Genomic DNA, 21479 nt, shown 5'->3' with positions numbered 1-21479 from the left:
CACTGGGCAGGAGCCCAAAACGGACGCACCGATATGCGGTGATACACGTTCGAGCTTTTGAGCAAAACCGCAAATACGTGCGGAAAAACGCATTGCGTCTGGCATATGGTTGCCATCATGAAAATTGTCTAGGCTGCTATTCTCCCGGCAACTTCCTAGTTAAGTCAGCGGCCATCGACGGACATCTCCGCCCGAGAAGCTGATGGAATACATCGGTTATGTGGATTGTCAAAATCGCGCTTGAGCGGCCGCTTACTTTTATCGTTCTGGCGCTGCTGCTATTGATCCTTGGTCCATTGGCGATTCTCCGCACGCCGGTCGACATCTTCCCGAACATCGATATCCCGGTGGTGTCCGTGGTGTGGCAATACACCGGTCTGCCCGCGGAGGATATGAACAATCGCATCATCACCGGCTTCGAGCGTGCAATCACCACGACGGTGAACGACGTCGAGCATACCGAGACGCAATCGCTCAACGGCGTTGGCCTGGTCAAGGTTTATTTTCAGCCCAATGTGAAGATCGACATGGCGGTGGCGCAAGTCACGGCCATATCGCAAACCGTGTTGCGATCGATGCCGCAAGGTATCACTCCACCGTTGATCCTGGTTTATAACGCTTCGACGGTGCCGGTGTTGCAATTTGCCTTGTCATCGAAAGAACTGTCGGAAACAACCATCTTTGATGATGCCAATCAGATTGTCCGCACCTTCGTGACATCTGTACGCGGCGCCGCCACGCCTTATCCTTACGGCGGCAAGCAGCGACAAGTGGAAGTGGATATCAATCCGCAAGCATTGCTTGCGCACGGGCTTTCGCCTAGCGATGTCGTAGCCACCATCGGTGCGCAGAACCTGATTTTGCCCGCCGGTACCGAAAAAATCGGTGACACCGAATACAGCGTGCGATTGAATGGCAGCCCTCAACAGATTGAAGAACTGAACAACGCACCGATTCGTACTGTCAACGGCATCACCACTTACATTCGCGATGTCGCACACGTTCATGACGGCTCGCCTCCGCAAACCAATATCGTGCGTGTAAATGGTCAGCGCGCGGTGTTGATGTCGATTCTCAAGATCGGCGATGCCTCGACGCTGGACATTGTCGATAGCTTGAAGGGGATGCTGCCGGCGATACGCGCAGCGATACCGCCCAGCCTGAAAATCCATTCCCTGTCGGATCAATCGCTGTTTGTGCGTGCGGCTATTGCCGGCGTCATCCGCGAAGGCGTCATCGCTGCAGGCCTGACGGGTTTGATGATCCTGCTGTTCCTGGGATCGTGGCGCTCAACCCTGATCATTGCGATTTCGATACCGCTCTCCATCCTGGCTTCGATCATTGCGCTGTCGGCCTTGGGAGAAACAATCAACATCATGACGCTGGGCGGACTCGCACTGGCGGTAGGTATCCTGGTCGACGACGCCACGGTAACGATTGAGAACATCAATTCGCATCTGGAAGAAGGCAAGGAGGTCTACGACGCCATCATGGAAGGTGCGCATCAGATCGCCGTGCCCGCTTTCGTATCCACGCTTTCGATCTGCATCGTGTTCGTGCCGATCTTCTTCCTGGGCGGTGTCGCCAAATACCTGTTCGCGCCTCTGGCGGAAGCGGTGGTATTCGCCATGCTTGCGTCGTATGTGCTGTCTCGTACGCTGGTGCCCACTCTGTCGCTGTACTGGCTCAAGAAACATGATCACGCGCCCCAGCCAACCGGCCCTCTCGGCCGCTTCCAGCTCGCGTTCGAGCGGCGTTTCGAACGTCTGCGTAAGGGCTATCGCGGCGCATTGGAAACGACCGAACGTCATCGCGGCTTGTTCGCCATACTGTTCTTCGCCAGCTGTGCGCTGTCGGTAGGATTGCTGGTGCCATGGTTAGGCCGTGATTTTTTCCCCTACGTCGATGGCGGCCAGATCAAACTGCATTTCCGCGCACCAGTAGGACTGCGCATTGAAGAAACGGCGCGACTCGCCGACGGCATTGAAAGCGTGATTCGCCAGACCATACCCCAGAAGGAACTGGCGAGTATCGTCGACACGCTGGGTTTGCCTTATAGCGGTATCAATCTGTCCTACAGCAACACAGGTGTGGTGGGTACGTCGGATGGCGATATCTTCGTGACACTCAACGAGGATCACCATCCCACTATCAATTACGTGCGCAGTCTGCGTCAGCAACTGGCAAAAAAATACCCGGGCGTGATTTTCTCGTTTTTGCCAGCGGACATGGTCGGGCAGATTCTGAATTTCGGCGCTCCCGCACCAATCGACGTGCAGGTGTCCAGCCACAATGCCAAGGCGTCAGCGGAAGTGGCTCAACAGCTTTATCGCGATTTGTTGACGGTGCCTGGACTCGTTGACCTGCGTATCCAGCAAGCGCTCAACCTTCCGCAGATCAACGTCAATATCGATCGCACCCGAGCCAGCCTGGTGGGGCTCACGACACAAGATGTGGCCAGCAACCTGCTTACGGCGCTAGCGGGCTCTTCGCAAGTCAGCCCCACTTTCTGGGTGGACCCTAAAACGGGCATCAGTTACACGATTGCCACACAGGCTCCGCAATATCGGATCGATACACTGCAGGAGTTGAAAGATTTGCCCATTACCAGCACGTCGGGCAGTGGTGTGGCCAGTAGCAGCTCTACCGGTGGCGTAAGCCCTCAGATCCTGGAAAACCTCGCCAGTTTTTCGCGCAGTGACGGTCCGGCGATCGTGACGCATTACAGCACGCGTCCAACAATGGATCTCTATGCCTCGGTCGATAAAACCGATCTCGGCAGCGTGGCAAGTGCTGTACAGCGCATCGTCGATGCACATGCCAAACATCTGCCGCGGGACGTCAACATCAATGTGCGCGGGCAAGTACAGACGATGCAAGCCTCCTATAAAGGTCTGTTGGGCGGCCTCGCTTTCGCCATTGTGTTGGTCTATCTGCTTATCGTGGTGAATTTCCAGAGTTGGTTGGATCCGCTGATTATCATCGCGGCCTTACCGGCGGCTCTGGCCGGTCTGGTATGGATGCTGTTCCTGACCGAAACGCCGCTGTCGGTACCGGCCCTGATGGGCGCGATCATGTGTATGGGCGTGGCGACGGCCAACTCCATTCTGGTGATCAGCTTTGCGCGCGAACGCCTGGCCCATCATGGCGATCCCGTGCGCGCTGCGGTTGAAGCCGGTTTCCAGCGCTTCCGCCCCGTGCTGATGACCGCCTTGGCAATGGTCATCGGCATGGTGCCCATGGCGCTGGGCCTCGGCGAAGGCGGCGAGCAGAACGCTCCTCTGGGGCGTGCCGTCATCGGCGGCTTGCTGCTTGCTACAGCAGCCACCCTGTTCTTCGTACCGACTTTCTTCAGCCTGCTGCATCGGCGCCGCCAGGCGCGCCTTGATGCGGCTGCAGTGTGAGATCCTTTATGCCTAATACACATGTTCCGCATCATGCCGCCAAGCCCTCGCGCGGCGCCCGGCTTGTTCTTATCGGGCTCGGTGTCGTGCTGGTCGGGCTCGCGGTATTCGGCATCGTCAAACGAGTGCATGCGCACCGAGAGCTTGTGCAAGAGACCGACAGTGACGCTATACCCACAGTAGCCACGATCCTGCCCAAAGCCGCCCCGAGAGATCAGGTGCTGACTTTGCCCGGTACAGTAGCTTCATGGCAGGACGCGCAGATTTATGCCCGCACGACCGGATATGTCGCCAAGTGGTATGTCGACATCGGTGCACGGGTAAAGAAAGGACAGCGCCTGGCTGACCTGGATACGCCCGACGTAGACAACCAGCTTTTGCAAGGCAAAGCGCAAATGCGGACCGATCAGGCCAATGAGGCCTTCGCCAAGGTCACTGCCGACCGGTATGCAAAGCTGGCCGCGCAAGGCCTCGTAGCACAGCAGACGGCTGACCAGTACAGGGCGCAGTACACGGCCGACGTCGCCACCGTACAGGCCGATCAGGCTAACGTGGCTCATCTGCAAAATCTTGAGGACTTCAAATATATCGACGCACCCTTCGATGGTGTGATCACGCAGCGCAATCTCGATGTTGGCGCGCTGGTCGATGCGGGCTCCACCGGCAGCAACCTTTTCGTCATTGCCGACACCAGCACATTGCGTGTGTATGTGGATGTGCCGGAAACCTATGCCGCCAGTGTGCATGTCGGCATGCATGCCGAAGTCAGCCTGAATACCTACGGTGCAAAACCGATCATTGGCGAGGTGGCGCGTACCGCCGATGCGCTCGATCCGAATACGCGCACGTTGCGAACGGAAATCGACGTCGACAACGCTAATCGTGCTTTGGTGCCGGGCGTTTATGCCAACGTCAAGCTGGCACTGGCAACCGCCACGCGCAACTTCATCGTCCCTGCCAATACGCTATTGTTCCGTAGCGAGGGTTTACGTATTGCACTGGTCAAAGATCGGCATGTCCATTTGCAGCCTGTAATGCTCGGGCGTGATTTCGGCAATACGGTAGAAGTCACGCAAGGTTTGAACGATCAGGACCGGATCGTACTCAGCCCTTCGGATTCGCTTTATGAAGGCCAGCAGATCAATGTCACGACACCCAATCAAGTGCAGCAGCAACGTCTTGGGCATTGAGCGGGTGTCTTCATTGTGCCGCAGGCTTGAGGTCTTGCTGGCGATTCAAGCGCCTCAGCCGAGCAGGCGTTTTCTCGCAAATTCGCCCCAGTGGATGCATCTTTAATCGATCGGCGTATGCCGGTATTTGATGACATCTCGTTCCTGAAGTGCTGAGCCGTGGTTGGACCAAGCTTGGCGAATATAGGCCACTACCGCAGCGACTTGCGCATCGCTGAGCTGTTGCGCATAAGGCGGCATGGAATACGGCCGCGGGTTTCCTTCGGTGACAGGTGGAAACCCGCCCAGGAGCACGATACGTGCTGCGTTGATGCCCGTAGGCTCGGTCACGTCGGCATTGCCGTCTAGCGGCGGATACACCCCTGCAACACCCGTGCCGTCTTTACCGTGGCAGTTTGCGCAACGTTGCGTATAGATGGCTTCGCCTTGATCAACAAACGCTTCATCGCTGTTCACTGCAGGCGGCGCAGGCCTGCTGCGCGCAGGCAGCGACCGCAGGTATTCGGCCATGGCCTGCAGATCATCGTCGTGCAAGTGCTGTGTACTGCTTGCCACCACATCCGCCATCGGTCCAAAAGCGGCACCTTTGGAGGATTGGCCGGTCTTCAACAAATCGACAATGTCCTGCTTGCTCCAGCCTTGCAAGCCACCGTTCGCTTGCGTGCTCAGATCCGGCGCATACCAATCCTGCGCGGGAATTTCGCCACCGGACAACGGCAAGTGAGTGTCCATCTCACCCCAGGCTCCACGTGCAGCGTGACATTCATTGCAATGTCCAAGTCCTTGCACCAGATAAGCACCACGATTCCAAGTTGCCGACTGCGAGGAGCTGTACTGATAGATCCCAGGCTGAAAATACATAGCCCGCCACGCAGCAAGCGCACCGCGCACATTGTAGGGAAAGCGCAATTGCAGCGGCGGTGCAGCCCGGTGCACGGCGGGCAACGAACGCAGATACGCGTAGATTGCGAGCGCATCGTCGCGCGTGATCTTGGTAAAGGAGGTATAGGAAAAGGCGGGATACAGCGGCTCGCCATGTCGACCTATGCCGTTGTGCAAGGCACGCCAGAAATCATTGAAGTTCCATCGTCCCAGACCGGTCGTCGGGTCTGGCGTGAGATTGGGTGCAGGGATAGCGCCGAACGGCGTGCCAAGCATCCGTCCCCCTGCGTAAGGCAAGCCGCCTTGCGCCGTATGGCAGGAAATGCAGTCGCCTACCGTCGCAAGATAACGTCCCCTGTCGATCTCAGTGACGTCTTTTATTTTTTTCGCGATGACAGGATCTTCCGGCGATAAGCCGGCTTGGGGATAACGATGCGCCAGCCACCAGCCGCCGGCAAAGGCGATGACGATCAGCACACAGGGAAACCAGAGTGAGCGCAAGCGTTTCATGCGCCACTCCTCGACTCGAGCACACCGCAATGCAAAGGAGGCTTGATGGAACCTGCCGCTTGCGCATGCGCATCCGGCGGTACCATGTGACTTGCCAGCCAAGCTGAAACAGCAGTGATGTCGGCAGGTGTCAGCCGATTGGCGATCTCGGCCATGCAGTCCGGTGGCGCTGACGCACGGGTGCCGGTACGCCACGAGCCAAGCTGGGAACTGATGTAGTCGTAGGGCAGACCTACCAGACCGGGCACGACCGGCTCCGTCCCGGTCAACTGCGCTCCATGGCAGGTCTCGCAGGCAGGTACACCAAGGCGTGGATCGCCGGACCTTACGAGTTGCGCTCCACGTTGCAGGACGGCTGGCGCGAGCTCGGGAACCGGCTTGCGCTCATATGGCACTTGCTGAGCAGCAAAGTAGTCTGCGATCTCATGGATGTAGGCGGGGCTCAACAGCCGGACGGTGTATTCCATGGGGGCGTATTTGCGCAACCCGCGTTGGAAATTCTGTATCTGTAGCGCCAGGTAGCCAGCCGGTTTACCCGCGAGCCGCGGAAAAAAACCCGCTCCCTGCGATCCCTCGCCATGGATGCCATGGCAGGAAGTACACGCGGCGATGCGTTGCTGCAAGGTATCAGGTACTGTCGTCGTGTCGGCCGACACGAACCGGGCCCCCGCCATGCAGGCACATAGCAACAGCCATCGCAGGAGAGCACCAGACCAGGCGGGCTTATCAGGCGTTCGCATGCGGCGAGTATAGGAGGACCCCACGCGCGAAATAGTCTTGCTGCAGTTATGCTGCGTCATCGTGTCACAGAACCCACGCCTGACTTGCTTCGGAGCTTGCCATGATCCGTCTGTCGTTGATGTGCGCTGCGCTCGCGCTTACTACGCTTCCCTCTTTCTTGCTTTTGGCAAAAGACAATGACTCCCTGGCATGGCAGAGCGTGCCCCAGCTGCAGCAACACATGGAGGCCGGCAAACTCACCAGCAAAACGCTGGTGCAGTACGACATTGCGCGCATACGGCATATCGATCAATCCGGTCCCACCTTGCGATCCGTTTTGGAGTTGAACCCGGACGCCTTGAAGATTGCTGCTCAATTGGATGCAAAACGCACGTCATCCCACGGCCCGCTTTACGGCATACCTGTACTGCTGAAGGACAATATCGATACCGGTGACCGTACGTTGACCACGGCAGGCTCGTTGGCATTGATGGGGGCACCGGCTCCGGAAGATGCGGCACTGGTTACACGCTTGCGCAAGGCCGGCGCGGTCATTCTGGGTAAGGCCAATCTGAGCGAATGGGCTGATTTTCGCTCCAGCCACGCGAGCAGCGGCTGGACCGGGCGCGGTGGGCAAACACGCAACCCCTATGCGTTGGACCGTAATCCATGCGGTTCGAGTTCCGGCTCTGCCGTTGCCGTTGCGGCAGGCTTGGTGCCTGTAGCAGTGGGCACGGAAACCGACGGTTCGATTATCTGCCCGGCATCGATGAACGGTATCGTGGGCATCAAGCCGACCTTGGGTCTCGTCAGTCGCAGCGGCATCATCCCGATCAGCCATAATCAGGACACTGCCGGTCCGATGGCACGTAACGTCAGGGACGCGGCGATCTTATTAACCGCCATGGCCGGAAGCGATCCGCGCGACCCCGCTACCGCCGATGCCGACAAGCATGCTACGGATTACACGCGTTTCCTGGATCCGAATGGATTGCGCGGAAAGCGCATCGGTGTAGTGCGTCAATTGGCCGGCAACGAACCGAATGCTGATCGTGTGCTCGACGAAGCCATCGCCGCTATGAAGGCGCAAGGCGCGATCATCGTCGATCCGGTGACATTGCCGCATCTGTCTGAACTTGGCGATCCGGAAATGACGGTAATGCTGTACGACTTCAAGCATGATCTCAATGCCTACCTCGCTGGACGCAAAGGGCTGCAAGTAAAAACGCTTGCCGACCTGATTGCCTTTGATAAACGCGAAGCAGCACGTGAAATGCCTTGGTTCGGGCAGGATTTATTCGAGCAGGCAGAGACGAAGGGACCGCTTACTGATAAGGCCTATCTGGAAGCGCTGTCAAAAGCGAAACAATTATCGGGCCCGGAGGGAATTGATGCCGCGTTGCAAGCCAACCATCTCGATGCATTGCTTGCCCCTTCGTGGGGACCCGCCTACCTGACCGACCTGGTGCTTGGCGATCACATCGTCAGCGGCAACCCCACTATCGGTGGCGCATCACAACCCGCCGCAGTCGCCGGCTATCCCTCGATCACCGTACCCGCTGGATGGGTGCATGGCCTACCGGTAGGCATCGTGTTTTTTGGAGCCAAATGGAGCGAGCCAACCTTGATTTCGATCGCTTACGGCTTTGAGCAACACACTCATGCGTGGCAAGCACCGAAGTTCCTGGCGACTGTGGACGGGAAGTCCTACGCGCCGGTGCCCGTAGAGACTCATTGAATAGCCGTCCGTCTGGTCGAAACCTATTCGCTTCGGCCAGACGGATAGCCAGGGTGAACCTTCATACCAAACATGGAGGTCCCATGAAATCGGGGCTCACTTTTTGCACTGTGGCGTGGTATTCGCCACGACTTATGTGAGCATTTTTGCTCACGCGCCCAACATCGCATCCCTGATGTTTGTATGGAAGCACACCTGGGCAGGATGGTTGCGACAGCGGTGACAGCGGCGCGCAACACAGTCACCAGCGCAAAATCCGCGAAAGCCCTGGCCCCTGATGGGTTTGTTATGCCGGTGACACTTCCTTGCGACATCCTGCGGACACCTCACGCAGCAGAGACTTCTTCCACAAAGCAGCGCGCATGGCCCCTGCCATCAAATCCGCCAATCGACACGCAAGCCTGCGAAGCGTATGCCGCAAACAGTCAGGCCAACCTGGAGCAACGCATGCGCACGGAAAGACGCACCCGCACCGCACCTCAAACGTAATGAGCAGCTAACTCAGGGGACCCGATTTCCGTACGATCAGCATCGCCAGTTCTAGCGACTGCTCGTAGTTCAAACGTGGATCCACCGTCGATTTGTAGGCACGCTGCAAATCGGCCTCGCTCAGGTCGCGCGCACCACCCATGCATTCGGTGACATCTTCACCTGTAAGTTCAAGATGCACGCCGCCTAATCGCGTACCCGCTGCGGCGTGAATATCGAACGCTTGCTCCAGCTCGCCGCGAATGTTGTCAAAGCGCCGCGTCTTGTAGCCATTGGACGTACTTTCAGTATTGCCATGCATAGGATCGGCAACCCATAGCACACGACGCCCTTCGCGTTTTACCGCATCGAGCAATGGCGGAAGCTTGCTTGCCACCTGCGTCTGCCCCATGCGGTGAATCAAGGTAAGCCGACCCGGCTCGTCCTCTGGGTTCAGCACATCAATCAGAGGCAGTAATTGCTCGGCAGTGACTGAAGGACCGATCTTTACCGCAATCGGATTGCGAATGCCGCGAAAATATTCCACATGTGCACCATCCAGCGCGGCCGTGCGCATACCGATCCAAGGGAAATGCGTAGAAAGATTGAACCACCCCGGATGACGCGGCACCTGACGTGTCAGGGCCTGCTCGTAGTGCAGCAGCAATGCTTCGTGCGACGTGAAGAAATCTACGCGCGTAAAACCGGCGATAGGGCCTGCGAGCGTTTCCATAAAACGCAAGGAATCGCCAATGCCTGCGACCATGCGGCGGTATTCTGCGGCCAGCGGTGAGTGTTCCACCCACGCCAAGTCCCAGTACTCAGGATGATGCAGATCCGCAAAACCGCCATCAACCAGTGCGCGCACAAAATTCATCGTCAAGGCCGAATGCGCATGTGCGCGAATAAGGCGCTGCGGATCAGGACGGCGAGCTTGCGCCGTGAATTCAGGACCATTGACGACGTCGCCGCGAAAACTGGGCAGCGTCACGCCGTCACGCGTCTCGACATCGGCCGAACGCGGCTTGGCGTACTGCCCTGCAAATCGACCTACACGCAATACCGGCTGCTTGAGGCCATGCACTAGCACCAGGCTCATCTGCAATAGAACCTTCAGTCGGTTGGAGATGATCGGACTAGTGCAATCGGCAAAACTCTCGGCGCAATCTCCTCCCTGAAGCAGAAAACGCTTGCCTTCTTGTGCTTCAGCCAGCGCACGCTTCAGCGCCAATACTTCCCAGGATGTCACCAACGGTGGCAGATGGGACAGTTCGCCGATCGCCTGCTCGAGTTCCGCAGTGTCCTCATAGCTCGGCTGCTGCAGGGCCACCCGCTGTTGCCAGGAAGTGGGCACCCAACCCGACGTATGAGTGCTGTGCGCTGTCTGATTCATAAACGCAACCTCGGTGCGGCTCGATGCAACGTGGCGCGGATCGCCCAGAGAGCAAGGGCGATGTACCAAACCAAGGTCCAAAAGGGCATCGGCAACCCGAGTATCGGCTGAACCTTGGCACATTCACCTGAGCCGGTAAACACCAATTTCAACGCTTTGGCGAAAGGAAAAGCATCAAACATGTACGCTAAATTCGGGCCGCACGAAGGAAGCTGATCTGGAGGCAACGACTGGATCCAAAGATGGCGTCCGGCAACTGCGATGCCGAACAAGGCGCCCATCAACACTAAGCCGCTATAGAACCAGCGACCGGCAGCACGCGGCGCATGGATAGCTCCTACCAGGAAAAAAATCGCCATGAACATGAAGCCGATGCGCTGAAAAATACATAGCGGGCACGGCTCCATACCGAGCTCGTACTCGGCGTAGAGGGCAAATCCGAGCAGGCCCGCACAGATCAGGAAACCAACGAAAAAGCTTGCGCGGTAGGACCAGCGGAGAGGGTTCATGAAGGCATTTGCGATGGAGAGAGATGCTGACATTACCCGCTCCCTGCGACGCTGTCAGCAAGTCGATCTGTGGAAATTACGCAAAACAAAAGCCCCGGCGGGTCACCCGGCCGGGGCTTCATTTCTGGACGTTCAAATAACCGTTTGTGCGGATTATTCGGCGTCAACCGCCTCGGTACGCGGCCGATCGATCAGTTCGACATAAGCCAACGGGGCATTATCACCCGCGCGGAAGCCGCACTTGAGAATACGCAGATAGCCGCCGGGACGCTCGCGATAACGCGGCCCCAATTCAACGAACAGCTTGCCCACTGCCTGCTTATCGCGCAGACGGGCAAACGCCAAGCGACGGTTAGCAACGCTATCGGTTTTGGCGAGCGTGATCAAAGGCTCTGCAACGCGACGCAGTTCCTTAGCTTTCGGCAACGTGGTACGAATTAATTCGTGCTTGACCAGCGACGAGGCCATATTGCGGAACATCGCTTCGCGATGAGCACTGGTGCGATTAAGTTTGCGTCCGGACTTTTGGTGGCGCATGGCTAAACTCTCTTGTCTATTGTTATGAAAAGCCGGCCTTTAAGTCCGGCTTCCCGCGGTTACCCGCTATCGAGGCCCTTGATGAACCGGGCTTTTATTAAGACTGTGACCGCAGAACGATCACTTCTGATGTCGAACGGATGCGCAAGACGCGCACCCACTATTATTCGACGATTACTGCGATCAATGATAATCGCAAAAACAGACCATCAACCCAGCTGCATGCCGTGCGCTAGGCCCGGCGGCGGCCAGTTCTCAAGCTTCATACCTAAGGCAAGACCGCGCACGCCCAGAACATCCTTGATTTCGGTAAGCGACTTCTTGCCGAGGTTCGGTGTCTTGAGCAACTCCACCTCGGTTTTCTGTACCAGATCGCCGATGTAGTAGATGCTCTCCGCCTTCAGGCAATTCGCCGAGCGTACCGTCAATTCCAGATCGTCGATCGGACGAAGCAGCAACGGATCGAACCCACCCTTCTCTGCCTTGTCGGTAGCGCTCTCGCGACGCGAGAAATCACCAAAGACAGACAATTGATCGTTAAGGATTTCAGCAGCTTTGCGTACTGCATCTTCCGCCCCGATGGTGCCGTTCGTCTCGATATCCAGAACGAGCTTATCGAGGTTGGTACGCTGTTCCACGCGAGCCGCGTCCACTTCGTACGCTACGCGTAGCACGGGCGCAAATGACGCATCCAGCTGCAAGCGACCGATCGGACGCGCTTCGTCATCCGGATGCTGACGCGAGCTAGCCGGTTGATAACCGACGCCACGACGCACCTTCAGGCGCATGTTGAGTGCGATGTCCTTGGTCAGGTGGCAGATCACATGCTCTGGGTTAATGATCTCCACCGAATGGTCGACAGCGATGTCACCTGCCGTAACCACACCCTTGCCTTTCTTGGACAAGGCCAAAGTGACTTCATCACCCGTGTGCTGACGAATCGCCACTTCCTTGAGGTTCAACAGGACTTCGATCACGTCCTCCTGCAGACCTTCCAACGTGGTGTACTCATGGAGCACACCATCAATTTCGACCTCGACGATGGCACTGCCAGGAATCGAGGAGAGCAGCACGCGACGCAACGCATTGCCCAAGGTATGTCCGAAACCACGTTCAAGCGGCTCCACAACCACCTTGGCGCGATTCGGTCCGAGCTGTTCAACGCTGAGGCCGCGAGGCCGCAACACGCTAGTTGACGAAACTGCCATGCAGGGCTCCGGTTGATTACTTCGAATAAAGCTCGACGATCAGCGCTTCGTTGATATCGGTAGGGAGATCTGCGCGATCAGGCACCGACTTAAACGTGCCGGCGAACTTCTTGCTATCTACTTCCACCCATTGAGGACGTAGATCCATCGTGTCGAATACGGTTCCAGCTTCCTGCACCCGCAACTGATTGCGAGCACGATCTGTCACCGCAATTTCATCGCCTGGGCGGACCTGGTAAGAAGGAATGTTGACTTTCTTTCCATTGACCAGAATCGCCTTATGCGACACCAGCTGACGGGCCTGGGCGCGGGTGACTGCAAAACCCATACGATAAACTACGTTGTCCAGACGGCTTTCCAGCAGGCGCAGCAGGTTTTCACCCGTATTGCCCTTGAGTGTCGAAGCCTTGGTGTAGTAGTTGCTGAACTGACGCTCAAGCACACCATAAATGCGCTTGACCTTCTGCTTCTCACGCAGCTGGACAGCATAGTCCGACATACGCATGCGCTTGTTGGCGCCGTGTTGGCCGGGCTTATTCTCCAGCTTGCACTTGGAATCAAGCGCGCGCGCGGGACTCTTCAGGCTCAGATCCGAGCCTTCGCGACGCGCAAGTTTGCAGGTAGCTCCACGATAACGTGCCATGGTTGTGCTCCTTAGACGCGACGCTTCTTGGGGGGACGGCAGCCGTTATGCGGAATCGGCGTTACGTCAATGATGTTGAGAACTTTGTAACCGAGAGCGTTCAGCGAACGCACCGCGGATTCGCGACCCGGACCGGGCCCCTTGATCCGCACTTCCACGGTCTTAACACCGTAATCACCCGCAGCACGACCCGCCTTTTCGGCCGCGACCTGAGCCGCGAAGGGGGTGGACTTGCGCGAGCCACGGAAACCGGCACCGCCGGCAGTCGCCCACGAGAGCGCGTTGCCCTGGCGGTCTGTGATGGTAACGATGGTGTTGTTGAAGGAGGCCTGCACGTGAGCCACCGCATCGGTGACAACCCGCTTGACTTTCTTCTTGGTCTTAACTGGCTTTGCCATGTTCGGAATCCAAATCTCTTAAGAAGCGATCACTTCTTGATCGCGCGACGCGGGCCCTTGCGGGTGCGAGCGTTGGTACGCGTGCGCTGGCCGCGCACCGGCAAGCCGCGGCGGTGGCGCAGACCGCGGTAGCAACCCAGATCCATCAGGCGCTTGATGGCAATGCCGACTTCACGGCGCAGATCACCTTCCACGACATACTTGGCAACCTCATGGCGGATCTTCTCCACCTCGCCTTCACTAAGCGACTTGATCTGCGTGTTCGGGCTTACCCCCGCCGCTTCGCAGACCTTCTTGGCCCGGCTGCGGCCGATGCCATAGATGCTCTGCAGGCCAACCCAGACATGCTTCTGGACCGGCAAATTGACACCCGCAATGCGCGCCATGATGTACTTTCTCCGATGCTTTCTTGCGCGGTAAACGCGCAATTCTAACCTTAATCAAACTGTCAGGAAAGCCCTGCGGCACCCGGTGCCACCGCTCTCCACCCATGCCGATCTGCAGCCTCAGCCGCGGCGCAGATTGGCCTTTTTAAGCAAACCTTCGTACTGGTGGCTGACCAGATGCGCTTGCACCTGAGCCGTAAAGTCCATAACCACCACCACTACGATCAGTAGCGACGTGCCGCCGAAGTAGAACGGAACATGCCAGGCATTCTGCATGAACGTCGGCACCAAGCAGACCAGCACCAGATACAAAGCACCTACGCCGGTCAAACGGGTCATCACGGCGTCGATGTACTCGGCGGTCGAACGACCCGGACGAATACCGGGAATAAGAGCTCCCGACCGCTTGAGATTGTCCGCCGTGTCCTGCGAGTTGAATACGATCGCCGTATAAAAAAAGGCGAAAGTAATCACCAATACCGCATAGATGATGTCGTACAGAGGTTCACCAGGCGTCAGCACCTGCACCAGGTTCTGCAGCCAACGAGACTGATGGCTAGCATTACCCCAAGTCGCCGCCATCGCGGGGAACATCAAAATACTGTTCGCAAAAATCGGCGGAATCACACCCGACATGTTGATCTTGAGCGGAAGATGCGACGTCTGATTCATGTACGAACGCTGGCCGCCCGAGCGTCTGGCATAGTTCACGGTGATACGTCGCTGCGCCCGCTCCATGAACACCACAAAAGCCGTCACTGCCAGCACCAACGCGATCACCATGACCAACTTGATCGTGCTCAACTCGCCGTTGCTCGACATCGACAGGGTATGCGCCACAGCCCCAGGCAAGCCAGCAACAATGCCGGCGAAAATTAACAGCGAGATGCCGTTGCCTATCCCTCGCTCCGTCATTTGCTCGCCCAGCCACATCAGGAACATGGAACCGGCCGTCAAACCCACTACCGAAGACAGGACAAATCCAAAGCCGGGCATGTAAACAACCGGCATGCCGCCACTCGATTGCTTCATCAGAGCGACTGCAATACCAAAGGCCTGAAACGCCGATAAACCAACCGTGCCAATGCGCGTATACATCGTCAATTGACGCTGACCGGACTGCCCTTCCTTACGCAAGGCCTGCAGGCTGGGGACAACCGACCCCATCATCTGCACCACGATCGACGCGGAGATATAGGGCACCACGCCCAGCGCAAACACCGAAAAACGTCCCAGAGAGCCGCCCGAGAACATATTAAACATGTCCAGGAGCCCGCCGCTTTGACCAATCAGATTGGCCATCGCATCTGGATTGACGCCCGGTACGGGGATAAACGAGCCGAGACGGTACACGATCAACGCACCGATCACGAACAAGATGCGTTGACGCAGCTCGGTTAATTTACCGAGCGACCCGACCGATGTGCCCTTGGCTGCGGCCACGTGTTACTCCACGCTGCCGCCGGCAGCTTCAATAGCAGCTTTGGCACCAGCTGTTGCCAGCAGGCCTGAAAGCTTCACTGCGCGACCAATATCACCCTTGGCCACGACCTTGACCTTCTTGGCCTTGCTATCAATCAATCCAGCTTGATGCAAGACGACGGCATCGATTACATCCGCCTTCAGATTCGCCAGCTGATACAAAAATACTTCCTGGCTCTCCGCCTTCATCTGTGAGCGGAAACCCACCTTGGGCAAGCGACGCTGCAGCGGCATCTGACCGCCTTCGAAGCCAAACTTATGGGTGCCACCCGCGCGGGCGTGTTGACCCTTGTGACCGCGTCCGGCTGTTTTGCCTAAACCTGAGCCAATACCACGGCCGACACGCAGACGGGCCTTGCGCGAACCAGCGGCTGGCTTGATGTCATTCAGACGCATGATGCTTACTCCTCAACCCGCACCAGGTAGTAGACCGTGTTGATGAGGCCACGCACTTGCGGGCTGTCTTTCAACTCACGGACGTCATTGGTCTTGTTCAAGCCCAGCGCCTTGACACTCAGGCGATGACGAGCCTGTACACCGCGCAAACCCTTTACCAGGCGAACACGGATAGTTTTCTCGGTATTAGCCATTACCCAGCACCTCTTCCACGGTCTTGCCACGCTTGGCAGCAATCTGCTTCGGCGAGGCAACGGCCTGCAGGCCCTTAATGGTGGCGCGAACCAGATTGATCGGGTTGCGCGAACCCACGGCCTTAGCCAGCACGTTCTTCACGCCAACCACTTCCAGCACGGCACGCATGGCACCACCAGCAATGACACCCGTACCTTCGGAGGCGGGCTGCATATACACACGTGCCGCGCCATGGTTGGCCTTGATGGCGTACCACAACGTACCGTTGTTCAGATCAATGCTCACCATGTTCCGGCGTGCGCGATCCATGGCCTTGGAAATCGCCACCGGCACTTCGCGAGCCTTGCCATAGCCGAAGCCAACCTTACCCTCGCCGTCGCCAACCACAGTCAGCGCGGTGAAACTCATCTGGCGACCGCCCTTGACGGTCTTTGCCACGCGGTTGACGGCAATCAGCTTCTCCAGCAGGCCGTCTGTATTTTCGCGATCAGTAGAAGACATATTTTTTCCGTATGCCCGGACTATCCGGGACTTTTACTTGCGGACTAGCCGCTTGGAGTTGTTGTCGTTATTGCTTAAGTGCTACCGCTTAGAACTTGAGGCCCGCTTCGCGCGCCGCATCGGCAAGCGCCTTGATACGCCCGTGATAACGGAACCCGGAACGATCAAACGCTACAGCTTCGATGCCAGCAGCCTTGGCACGCTCCGCCACTGCCTTACCGACAGCCGCCGCAGCTGCAAGGTTCTTGGTTCCCTTCAACCCGTCGACAATTGCCTTCTGCACAGTCGACGCTGCCGCCACTACCTTTTCACCCGAAGTATCAAAAACCTGGGCGTAAATATGCTGGCCCGTACGATGCACGGACAAGCGAGGCACGGCGAGCTTGCGAATGTGAGCACGCGTAGCCTTGGCACGACGCAAACGAGCTTCTTTCTTGTTCATCATCTATCTCCAGAAAGCGGATCGACCGTTTATGCGATTCTTTTGAGCGTTGCAGCGACAGACACCGCCGCATATCGCGAAAAATCGCTTACGCCTTCTTAGCTTCCTTCAGGGTGATCTTCTCGCCGGCATAACGCACGCCTTTGCCCTTGTAGGGTTCCGGCGGACGATAGCCACGAATCTTGGCGGCAACTTCACCAACCAACTGCTTGTCCGAGCCTTTCACTAGGACTTCAGTCTGTGACGGTGTTTCCAACGTGATTCCTTCCGGCGCATTGAACACCACCGGATGAGAAAACCCGAGGCTAAGGTTAAGCGCTTTGCCCGTCATCGAAGCGCGGTAACCCACGCCGACCAGCTCCAGCTTGCGCTCATAACCTTCGGAGACACCCTTCACCATGTTGGCAAGCAGCGCCCGGGCCGTACCACCGAACTTATCCTCTGCACCCTCGGCGACCTGGATGTTGACCGTTCCATTCTCGGTAGCCACCGAGACGCCCGGGAGCGTATGGACAGACAACGTACCTTTGGGTCCCTTCACTGCAATACTTTCGTCCGTAACCTTAAGCTCAACGCCCTTAGGCAGGGAAATGGGTTTCTTGGCAACACGAGACATCGGGAACTCCTTATGCGACCAAGCCGATGACTTCGCCACCCACGCCCTTGGCGCGAGCCTGCGCGTCGGTCAGCAGACCGCCGGACGTCGAAATAATCGAAATACCCAAGCCGCCGAGAATCTTTGGCAGCTCATCTTTGCCGCGGTAAACGCGTAAACCCGAGCGACTGACGCGTTCGATACGCTCTATCGCGGGACGGCCTTCGAAATATTTGAGCTTGATCTCGAGCACCGGCTTGCCCTCCACGTCGGAGGTCTTGGCGTCAAGGATATAGCCCTCATTCTTGAGAAGATCGGCAAGCGCCACCTTCAGCTTCGACGACGGTACGCTGACAACCTGCTTGCCCGTAGCTTGGGCATTGCGGATGCGCGTAAACAGATCGGCGATGGGATCAGTCATGCTCATGAAAACATCCTTCAGAGTGCACCGATATCCGATAAAACCGGAAATCAATTCTAAATTGTGAGCCGGCACGAAGACCGACCTGCAGAACGCAGACCGCCGATCATAGCAGCTATTTTCGGTTTTTGCGAATACCGATGCTTTAAAGTCGCATCAGCGTGGGCATGGCGACATGCCCACGAGTCTAGCCACCCTGCCTAGGCAGGGTGACAGTTAAAACAAATCACCAACTAGCCTTGCGCAGACCAGGTACGTCGCCACGCATGGTGGCTTCGCGCAGCTTGTTACGACCCAAGCCAAACTTGCGGTACACACCACGCGGACGGCCTGACAACTCGCAGCGATTACGCTGACGGCTTGGGCTGGCGTCGCGGGGCAGCTTCTGCAGCTTGGCCTGCGCTTCCATCTTGTCTTCGTAGGAAGACTTCGGGTTCAGCACGATCGCCTTCAACTCGGCGCGCTTAGTAGCGTACTTTTTGACGAGCTTGGACCGCTTGATATCGCGGTTAACCATGGAGGTCTTTGCCATAAATCTCTCGCGTATCAGTTGCGGAACGGAAAGCTGAAGGCTTCCAACAATGCCTTGGCTTCTTCGTCAGTCTTGGCTGTCGTGGTAATGGAAATATCCATACCGCGCATGGCATCAACGGCGTCGAAATCAATTTCCGGGAAAATGATCTGTTCCTTGATGCCAAAATTGTAGTTACCACGGCCATCAAAGGCGCGACCCGATACACCGCGGAAGTCACGGACACGAGGCAGCGAAATGTTGATCAGGCGATCCAGGAACTCCCACATCTGCGCACGGCGCAGAGTGACCTTGCACCCGATCGGCCAACCGTCACGGATCTTGAACGAGGCCACGGACACGCGCGCCTTGGTCGTAATTGGCTTTTGACCGGCTATCTTGGCCATGTCGGCCACAGCATTCTCGAGCACCTTCTTGTTGCCCGCCGCTTCGCCCACGCCCATGTTCAACGTGATCTTGGTGATGCGCGGAACCTGCATCACATTCTGATAGCCGAAACGCTCAGTGAGCTTCTGGACTACCTGTTCTTTATAAAAAGTTTCAAGGCGCGTCATGTTGGTGATCCTCACGCGTCCACGACCTCGCCAGACGAACGGTACACGCGGACCTTGCGCCCATCAGCGAGCGTCTTGGCACCAACGCGTTCACCCTTGTTCGTGGCGGGGTTGAACAGCTGCACATTGGAGATATGGATCGAGGCCTCACGCTCGACGATCCCACCAGCTTGGTTGGCCTGGGGATTCGGCTTGGTGTGACGCTTGACCAGATTGACGTTGGAGACGAACACGCGCTCGCCCTCAACGCGCAGCACGTCGCCGCGCTGACCTTTGTTCTTGCCTGCGATCACGATGACCTGATCGCCTTTGCGGATACGGTTCATGGTTCTTCTCCGCCTCAGAGCACTTCGGGTGCGAGCGAGACGATCTTCATGAACTTCTCGCCACGCAGCTCACGAGTCACGGGCCCGAAGATACGGGTACCGATCGGCTCGAGCTTGTTGTTGAGGAGCACGGCTGCATTACCGTCGAAACGGATCAACGAACCGTCGGCGCGACGCACGCCCTTGGCGGTGCGAACCACCACGGCGTTGTAGACCTCGCCCTTCTTTACCTTGCCACGCGGAATGGCATCCTTCACGGTAACCTTGATCACGTCACCGATCGCGGCGTAACGGCGCTTGGAGCCACCGAGCACCTTGATGCACATAAGTTCCTTGGCGCCGCTGTTATCGGCGGCGGAAAGCGTGCTTTGCATCTGAATCATGTTTGCACCCTCCCCTTACGCTTCGGCGCGCGTGACGATTTCGACCACGCGGTGATGTTTGGTCTTGGAAAGCGGACGGCATTCAGCGATACGCACCACATCACCTTCATTCGCGCCGAGATCATCCTGCGCGTGAAGCTTGGTGGAACGGCGTACGATCTTGCCCAGTAGCGGATGCTGTACCTGGCGCTCGACCAGCACGGTAACCGTCTTTTCCATCTTGTTGCTGATAACGCGACCCTCAAGGGTGCGTGCTTGTTTTTGGTTGTCGCTCATGTCGGCCGCCTTTTACTTCTTGCCGCCGAGCACGAACTTCGTGCGGGCGATATCACGCCGGACGCGGCGCAGCTGATGCAGCTGGCTGAGCTGACCGGTACCTTTTTGCATGCGCAGATTGAACTGCTCTTTGCGAAGGTCCAGCAGGTGTTGCTTTAGCTCTTCGGCCGACTTGGTTGTTAGGTCTTTGATGGCCATCACATCACCGCTCTGGTCACAAACTGGGTCTGCACTGACAACTTGGCGGCGGCCAGGCGGAACGCCTCGCGCGCAGTAGCCTCGTCGACGCCCTCAATTTCATAAAGCATGCGGCCCGGCTGGATCGGTGCGACCCAGAACTCCACGCCACCCTTACCGGCACCCATTCGGACTTCGATCGGCTTCTTGGTGATCGGCTTGTCCGGGAACACGCGGATCCACAACTTGCCGCCGCGCTTTACGAAACGCGTAATGCAGCGACGGGCCGCCTCGATCTGGCGCGCCGTGAGCGCACCGTGCGTGGTGGCTTTGAGGCCGTACTCGCCGAAACTGACGAGGTTCGCGCTGAATGCCAAGCCGTCGTTGCGGCCCTTGAACTGTTTGCGGTACTTGGTTCGCTTAGGTTGCAACATGGCAACTCTCCTTACTTCGCCGACCGGTCGCGACGGCCTTCACCGCCATCCCGATCCCGACGACCTTCACGACGGCCTTCGCCACCTTCGCGCTCACGACGCGGCTGCGCGGCCTGCTCTTCCTTCGGCTCCTGACCGGCCTGGGACAGGTCGAAGATTTCGCCCTTGTAGATCCAGACCTTGATACCGATGATGCCGTACGTGGTCTTGGCTTCGGCGGTCCCGTAGTCGATGTCCGCACGCAGCGTGTGCAGAGGTACGCGACCTTCACGACTCCACTCGGAACGAGCAATCTCCGCGCCGTTCAAACGACCGGACACATTGATCTTGATGCCCAAGGCACCCAGGCGCATCGCATTACCCACCGCCCGCTTCATCGCCCGACGGAACATAATGCGGCGCTCAAGCTGCTGCGCAATCGACTCGGCGACCAGCTGCGCATCGAGCTCAGGTTTACGCACCTCATTGACGTTGATGTGCGCAGGAACGCCCATCATATCGCTGACTTCCTTGCGCAGCTTCTCGATGTCCTCGCCCTTCTTGCCAATCACCACGCCTGGACGGGCGGTGTGAATCGTCACGCGGGCAGTCTTGGCCGGGCGCTCGATCTGGATCTTCGAAATACCAGCGGCAGCCAGCTTCTTGCGCAGCATCTCGCGAACCTTCAGGTCAGCAGCGAGGTACTGGGCGTATTCGCCCTTATTGGCGTACCACTTCGAGTTCCAGTCCTTGGCAATGCCGAGGCGGATACCGGTGGGATGAACTTTATGACCCATCGT

Annotated in this window: 27 protein-coding genes; 3 read left to right on the top strand and 24 right to left on the bottom strand. The window is 57.6% G+C overall.

From position 1 onward, the window contains the following. Positions 1-218: 218 nt before the first annotated feature. Positions 219-3404 (top strand): efflux RND transporter permease subunit, encoded by a 3186-nt coding sequence (locus tag AC4HNJ_RS00750; protein ID WP_490477611.1) that lies wholly within the window; start codon positions 219-221, stop codon positions 3402-3404. A gap of 8 nt (positions 3405-3412) precedes the next feature. Beyond that, positions 3413-4594: an efflux RND transporter periplasmic adaptor subunit gene (locus tag AC4HNJ_RS00745; protein WP_490477610.1), complete on the top strand. Its 1182-nt coding sequence runs from the start codon at positions 3413-3415 to the stop codon at positions 4592-4594. Positions 4595-4696: 102 nt separating this feature from the next. Here the strand turns inward: AC4HNJ_RS00745 and AC4HNJ_RS00740 are convergent, their stop codons facing one another. Both AC4HNJ_RS00740 and AC4HNJ_RS00735 read right to left on the bottom strand, forming a co-directional pair. Further along, positions 4697-5986 (bottom strand): c-type cytochrome, encoded by a 1290-nt coding sequence (locus AC4HNJ_RS00740; protein ID WP_490477609.1) that lies wholly within the window; start codon positions 5984-5986, stop codon positions 4697-4699. Beyond that, a complete protein-coding gene (locus AC4HNJ_RS00735; RefSeq protein ID WP_490477608.1) occupies positions 5983-6660 on the bottom strand; it encodes a c-type cytochrome in 678 nt (225 codons plus the stop codon). The genes AC4HNJ_RS00740 and AC4HNJ_RS00735 overlap by 4 nt, the downstream gene beginning before the upstream one ends. Before the next feature lie 167 nt (positions 6661-6827). Here AC4HNJ_RS00735 and AC4HNJ_RS00730 point away from each other — a divergent pair, with 167 nt between their 5' ends. Further along, the gene (locus AC4HNJ_RS00730) at positions 6828-8444 is read left to right on the top strand and encodes an amidase (protein WP_490477607.1); all 1617 of its coding nucleotides are present in this window, start codon (positions 6828-6830) and stop codon (positions 8442-8444) included. A 496-nt stretch (positions 8445-8940) separates the two neighbouring features. Here the strand turns inward: AC4HNJ_RS00730 and AC4HNJ_RS00725 are convergent, their stop codons facing one another. The 22 genes from AC4HNJ_RS00725 to rpsC form a co-directional block, all read right to left on the bottom strand. Beyond that, entirely contained in the window at positions 8941-10305 is a 1365-nt protein-coding gene (locus AC4HNJ_RS00725; RefSeq protein ID WP_490477606.1) for a class II 3-deoxy-7-phosphoheptulonate synthase, read from the bottom strand. Further along, positions 10302-10814 carry a disulfide bond formation protein B gene (locus AC4HNJ_RS00720; RefSeq protein ID WP_490478075.1) on the bottom strand — a complete coding sequence of 171 codons (513 nt, stop codon included), beginning with the start codon at positions 10812-10814 and terminating at the stop codon, positions 10302-10304. Before AC4HNJ_RS00720 ends, AC4HNJ_RS00725 begins: the two co-directional genes overlap by 4 nt. A gap of 153 nt (positions 10815-10967) precedes the next feature. Beyond that, on the bottom strand, positions 10968-11351 hold the full coding sequence (rplQ, locus tag AC4HNJ_RS00715; protein WP_490477605.1) for a 50S ribosomal protein L17: 384 nt from the start codon (positions 11349-11351) through the stop codon (positions 10968-10970). Between the two features lie 209 nt (positions 11352-11560). After that, positions 11561-12559 carry a DNA-directed RNA polymerase subunit alpha gene (locus AC4HNJ_RS00710; RefSeq protein ID WP_490477604.1) on the bottom strand — a complete coding sequence of 333 codons (999 nt, stop codon included), beginning with the start codon at positions 12557-12559 and terminating at the stop codon, positions 11561-11563. A gap of 16 nt (positions 12560-12575) precedes the next feature. Further along, complete coding sequence (gene rpsD / locus AC4HNJ_RS00705) at positions 12576-13202, bottom strand: 30S ribosomal protein S4 (RefSeq protein WP_490477603.1); 627 nt, start codon at positions 13200-13202, stop codon at positions 12576-12578. An 11-nt stretch (positions 13203-13213) separates the two neighbouring features. Beyond that, on the bottom strand, positions 13214-13600 hold the full coding sequence (gene rpsK / locus AC4HNJ_RS00700; RefSeq protein ID WP_115477094.1) for a 30S ribosomal protein S11: 387 nt from the start codon (positions 13598-13600) through the stop codon (positions 13214-13216). Between the two features lie 29 nt (positions 13601-13629). Beyond that, positions 13630-13986, bottom strand: a complete 357-nt coding sequence (gene rpsM / locus AC4HNJ_RS00695; RefSeq protein ID WP_490477602.1) for a 30S ribosomal protein S13 — start codon at positions 13984-13986, stop codon at positions 13630-13632. Between the two features lie 120 nt (positions 13987-14106). Continuing rightward, on the bottom strand, positions 14107-15429 hold the full coding sequence (secY, locus tag AC4HNJ_RS00690; protein WP_490477601.1) for a preprotein translocase subunit SecY: 1323 nt from the start codon (positions 15427-15429) through the stop codon (positions 14107-14109). A 3-nt stretch (positions 15430-15432) separates the two neighbouring features. Next, the gene (rplO, locus tag AC4HNJ_RS00685; RefSeq protein ID WP_490477600.1) at positions 15433-15864 is read right to left on the bottom strand and encodes a 50S ribosomal protein L15; all 432 of its coding nucleotides are present in this window, start codon (positions 15862-15864) and stop codon (positions 15433-15435) included. 5 nt (positions 15865-15869) lie between these two features. Continuing rightward, entirely contained in the window at positions 15870-16058 is a 189-nt protein-coding gene (rpmD, locus tag AC4HNJ_RS00680) for a 50S ribosomal protein L30 (protein ID WP_204683693.1), read from the bottom strand. Further along, positions 16051-16560 (bottom strand): 30S ribosomal protein S5, encoded by a 510-nt coding sequence (gene rpsE / locus AC4HNJ_RS00675; protein WP_188792851.1) that lies wholly within the window; start codon positions 16558-16560, stop codon positions 16051-16053. The genes rpmD and rpsE overlap by 8 nt, the downstream gene beginning before the upstream one ends. Positions 16561-16648: 88 nt before the next feature. Further along, positions 16649-17002, bottom strand: coding sequence for a 50S ribosomal protein L18 (rplR, locus tag AC4HNJ_RS00670; RefSeq protein WP_490477599.1), 354 nt, complete (start codon positions 17000-17002; stop codon positions 16649-16651). Between the two features lie 88 nt (positions 17003-17090). Beyond that, positions 17091-17618, bottom strand: coding sequence for a 50S ribosomal protein L6 (rplF, locus tag AC4HNJ_RS00665; RefSeq protein WP_490477598.1), 528 nt, complete (start codon positions 17616-17618; stop codon positions 17091-17093). Positions 17619-17628: 10 nt separating this feature from the next. Further along, positions 17629-18024, bottom strand: coding sequence for a 30S ribosomal protein S8 (rpsH, locus tag AC4HNJ_RS00660; protein ID WP_490477597.1), 396 nt, complete (start codon positions 18022-18024; stop codon positions 17629-17631). Between the two features lie 220 nt (positions 18025-18244). After that, positions 18245-18550, bottom strand: a complete 306-nt coding sequence (gene rpsN / locus AC4HNJ_RS00655) for a 30S ribosomal protein S14 (RefSeq protein ID WP_490477596.1) — start codon at positions 18548-18550, stop codon at positions 18245-18247. A 14-nt stretch (positions 18551-18564) separates the two neighbouring features. Further along, complete coding sequence (gene rplE / locus AC4HNJ_RS00650) at positions 18565-19104, bottom strand: 50S ribosomal protein L5 (RefSeq protein ID WP_490477595.1); 540 nt, start codon at positions 19102-19104, stop codon at positions 18565-18567. 11 nt (positions 19105-19115) lie between these two features. Then, positions 19116-19430 carry a 50S ribosomal protein L24 gene (rplX, locus tag AC4HNJ_RS00645; RefSeq protein ID WP_490477594.1) on the bottom strand — a complete coding sequence of 105 codons (315 nt, stop codon included), beginning with the start codon at positions 19428-19430 and terminating at the stop codon, positions 19116-19118. 14 nt (positions 19431-19444) lie between these two features. After that, positions 19445-19813 (bottom strand): 50S ribosomal protein L14, encoded by a 369-nt coding sequence (rplN, locus tag AC4HNJ_RS00640; protein ID WP_115477106.1) that lies wholly within the window; start codon positions 19811-19813, stop codon positions 19445-19447. Positions 19814-19828: 15 nt separating this feature from the next. After that, the gene (rpsQ, locus tag AC4HNJ_RS00635) at positions 19829-20089 is read right to left on the bottom strand and encodes a 30S ribosomal protein S17 (protein WP_490477593.1); all 261 of its coding nucleotides are present in this window, start codon (positions 20087-20089) and stop codon (positions 19829-19831) included. Between the two features lie 12 nt (positions 20090-20101). Continuing rightward, on the bottom strand, positions 20102-20287 hold the full coding sequence (gene rpmC / locus AC4HNJ_RS00630) for a 50S ribosomal protein L29 (RefSeq protein ID WP_490477592.1): 186 nt from the start codon (positions 20285-20287) through the stop codon (positions 20102-20104). Next, positions 20287-20700 (bottom strand): 50S ribosomal protein L16, encoded by a 414-nt coding sequence (rplP, locus tag AC4HNJ_RS00625; protein WP_126683172.1) that lies wholly within the window; start codon positions 20698-20700, stop codon positions 20287-20289. Before rplP ends, rpmC begins: the two co-directional genes overlap by 1 nt. A gap of 11 nt (positions 20701-20711) precedes the next feature. Continuing rightward, positions 20712-21476 (bottom strand): 30S ribosomal protein S3, encoded by a 765-nt coding sequence (gene rpsC / locus AC4HNJ_RS00620; protein ID WP_490477591.1) that lies wholly within the window; start codon positions 21474-21476, stop codon positions 20712-20714. Positions 21477-21479: the final 3 nt, after the last annotated feature.

It is taken from the genome of Dyella sp. SYSU CM1112, from assembly GCF_058216415.1.
Note: the sequence above shows the minus strand (reverse complement) of the source record. Positions and strands in the feature narration are given on the sequence as shown.

What these genes read in the sequence shown, in the direction of transcription:
- AC4HNJ_RS00750 (WP_490477611.1), top strand. Translation starts at nt 219, where the DNA reads ATGTGGATTGTCAAAATCGCGCTTGAGCGGCCGCTTACTTTTATCGTT.
- AC4HNJ_RS00745 (WP_490477610.1), top strand. Translation starts at nt 3,413, where the DNA reads ATGCCTAATACACATGTTCCGCATCATGCCGCCAAGCCCTCGCGCGGC.
- AC4HNJ_RS00740 (WP_490477609.1), bottom strand. Translation starts at nt 5,986, where the DNA reads ATGAAACGCTTGCGCTCACTCTGGTTTCCCTGTGTGCTGATCGTCATC.
- AC4HNJ_RS00735 (WP_490477608.1), bottom strand. Translation starts at nt 6,660, where the DNA reads ATGGCGGGGGCCCGGTTCGTGTCGGCCGACACGACGACAGTACCTGAT.
- AC4HNJ_RS00730 (WP_490477607.1), top strand. Translation starts at nt 6,828, where the DNA reads ATGATCCGTCTGTCGTTGATGTGCGCTGCGCTCGCGCTTACTACGCTT.
- AC4HNJ_RS00725 (WP_490477606.1), bottom strand. Translation starts at nt 10,305, where the DNA reads ATGAATCAGACAGCGCACAGCACTCATACGTCGGGTTGGGTGCCCACT.
- AC4HNJ_RS00720 (WP_490478075.1), bottom strand. Translation starts at nt 10,814, where the DNA reads ATGAACCCTCTCCGCTGGTCCTACCGCGCAAGCTTTTTCGTTGGTTTC.
- rplQ (WP_490477605.1), bottom strand. Translation starts at nt 11,351, where the DNA reads ATGCGCCACCAAAAGTCCGGACGCAAACTTAATCGCACCAGTGCTCAT.
- AC4HNJ_RS00710 (WP_490477604.1), bottom strand. Translation starts at nt 12,559, where the DNA reads ATGGCAGTTTCGTCAACTAGCGTGTTGCGGCCTCGCGGCCTCAGCGTT.
- rpsD (WP_490477603.1), bottom strand. Translation starts at nt 13,202, where the DNA reads ATGGCACGTTATCGTGGAGCTACCTGCAAACTTGCGCGTCGCGAAGGC.
- rpsK (WP_115477094.1), bottom strand. Translation starts at nt 13,600, where the DNA reads ATGGCAAAGCCAGTTAAGACCAAGAAGAAAGTCAAGCGGGTTGTCACC.
- rpsM (WP_490477602.1), bottom strand. Translation starts at nt 13,986, where the DNA reads ATGGCGCGCATTGCGGGTGTCAATTTGCCGGTCCAGAAGCATGTCTGG.
- rplO (WP_490477600.1), bottom strand. Translation starts at nt 15,864, where the DNA reads ATGCGTCTGAATGACATCAAGCCAGCCGCTGGTTCGCGCAAGGCCCGT.
- rpmD (WP_204683693.1), bottom strand. Translation starts at nt 16,058, where the DNA reads ATGGCTAATACCGAGAAAACTATCCGTGTTCGCCTGGTAAAGGGTTTG.
- rpsE (WP_188792851.1), bottom strand. Translation starts at nt 16,560, where the DNA reads ATGTCTTCTACTGATCGCGAAAATACAGACGGCCTGCTGGAGAAGCTG.
- rplR (WP_490477599.1), bottom strand. Translation starts at nt 17,002, where the DNA reads ATGAACAAGAAAGAAGCTCGTTTGCGTCGTGCCAAGGCTACGCGTGCT.
- rplF (WP_490477598.1), bottom strand. Translation starts at nt 17,618, where the DNA reads ATGTCTCGTGTTGCCAAGAAACCCATTTCCCTGCCTAAGGGCGTTGAG.
- rpsH (WP_490477597.1), bottom strand. Translation starts at nt 18,024, where the DNA reads ATGAGCATGACTGATCCCATCGCCGATCTGTTTACGCGCATCCGCAAT.
- rpsN (WP_490477596.1), bottom strand. Translation starts at nt 18,550, where the DNA reads ATGGCAAAGACCTCCATGGTTAACCGCGATATCAAGCGGTCCAAGCTC.
- rplE (WP_490477595.1), bottom strand. Translation starts at nt 19,104, where the DNA reads ATGACGCGCCTTGAAACTTTTTATAAAGAACAGGTAGTCCAGAAGCTC.
- rplX (WP_490477594.1), bottom strand. Translation starts at nt 19,430, where the DNA reads ATGAACCGTATCCGCAAAGGCGATCAGGTCATCGTGATCGCAGGCAAG.
- rplN (WP_115477106.1), bottom strand. Translation starts at nt 19,813, where the DNA reads ATGATTCAGATGCAAAGCACGCTTTCCGCCGCCGATAACAGCGGCGCC.
- rpsQ (WP_490477593.1), bottom strand. Translation starts at nt 20,089, where the DNA reads ATGAGCGACAACCAAAAACAAGCACGCACCCTTGAGGGTCGCGTTATC.
- rpmC (WP_490477592.1), bottom strand. Translation starts at nt 20,287, where the DNA reads ATGGCCATCAAAGACCTAACAACCAAGTCGGCCGAAGAGCTAAAGCAA.
- rplP (WP_126683172.1), bottom strand. Translation starts at nt 20,700, where the DNA reads ATGTTGCAACCTAAGCGAACCAAGTACCGCAAACAGTTCAAGGGCCGC.
- rpsC (WP_490477591.1), bottom strand. Translation starts at nt 21,476, where the DNA reads ATGGGTCATAAAGTTCATCCCACCGGTATCCGCCTCGGCATTGCCAAG.